Here is a 1,497-nt window from a genome sequence, read left to right on the forward strand (position 1 = left end):
GACAACCAGTTTAGCAGCGCGCGTTCGGAATTTAGTGCATCCGGACTGTCCGATGCCATCCAGCCACCTTCCCCCGGCAATTTGGCGGCACTAGGTACGACCCCATCTCAGCTCGAACGCGCCGGGCCTGAGGATCAGGCGTTTGTCTCAGAACAAGTTGGGGTTCTACACCAAATAATAACCAATACTTTCAAAAAGGATGGCGCTGGCTGGGCCACAAACCTGCTGCATGCAAGTGCTCGCGATGGCACTATCACGTTTCTGACAACCGCCCTGCGCGAAGTCGTTGGCAAACTGTCCGCGCAGCATCTCGGTAACATGCCAGACCATGTCAAGATCGCTGCATCATCAACTGTTCTCGCTGGGCTTGGGATTCTCAACGTGGCGTCTGCAATCCGGCAGGAGGTGGATGGTTCAGCCAACTGGCTGACACGCAGTGCTCGTCTATCGACTGTCGCCTTGCTGGGAGGGGCCAGCGGCGTTGCCTATGCGACGGGAGGCCTGGGCAGTGCGGCGCCCCTTCTGATAAAGGCCACAGCATATGCGGCCGCTCGAGACGGCATCAACACATTTGTTATGTTAAATGACAATCGCGCTCGTGGTGTCCCCACGAGCTTCGCCGCCCTCGCGGTCAATATGATCGCGTATGGCGTCAATCAATTCACAGTAAATACATTCCAAGGCCTCGGGATATCGCATTCAGGCACGAGTTCTGAAGCGCAGGATGAATCTCTCCGTGGGGCCTTTCGGCACATCGCCGCATTCTCGGCAGGAAACGCGTTAGGAGAGGCTGCCGATGCGATCACCTATCCTGCATTGATGAGCTACTTTGATAAGGTCGGCCAAGGGTTGCGAGAGGGTCTCGCGCACCGGATCCAAGAAGGAGAGCGGATGGGGATCGCTGGAGTGAAAAAACTACGCCTCGCGGCTGGCCTACGCCTCCCGACCGGTGAAGACATACTAAACAAGGTTTCAGGCGTCATGCTGCCTCGGGCCTCATTGTTTGCCATATTGTTTTTGTTACTGAATGCAATGAACAAGATCGGACCAAAGGCTGGCCTCAATGCAAAGAACAGTGAGATCCTTCTTAATGCCGTAGCGGGTGCATCTATTGCATTGATGTCTGTGATTTTTGTGTCCACAACGGCAACTCTCGCAAGACGGTAGAACCATAGTCTGGATCGGCCGATCCAGACTATGGTGAACCAACCAATTCTCTCGGTTCCGTCGCAAACTCCAGCTGAGGTCCCAAAGGCAGGATGAGCGTCAGGCGGCGCTCGTGCGGCGAGCATTTCGAACGGCACTGTAAACTTAACGCTGTGAAGACAAGATCTGGGAGTGAGGCTTTGGTTCATTCGGCGTGAAGGCGCGCGATTTGGCCCGACTTAAACACCGCCTGGGGCCGTAAAGTTAACCGACGGCTGATGAAGATGTGCGAACATGGGCCATGTCAGAAGTTGCTCGTGATCCGCTTTATCGTCGCCACCGCTTTCCCGC

General features: G+C 55.4%; 1 protein-coding gene. It reads left to right on the forward strand.

The genetic code is table 11. The features are described 5' to 3' along the window. A partial coding sequence (locus BLS48_RS35900; protein WP_167365357.1) for a hypothetical protein occupies window positions 1-1,167 on the forward strand: 1,167 nt, incomplete at its 5' end. Window positions 1,168-1,497: the final 330 nt, after the last annotated feature.

The organism is Mesorhizobium qingshengii (assembly GCF_900103325.1).
GTDB lineage: Bacteria > Pseudomonadota > Alphaproteobacteria > Rhizobiales > Rhizobiaceae > Mesorhizobium > Mesorhizobium qingshengii.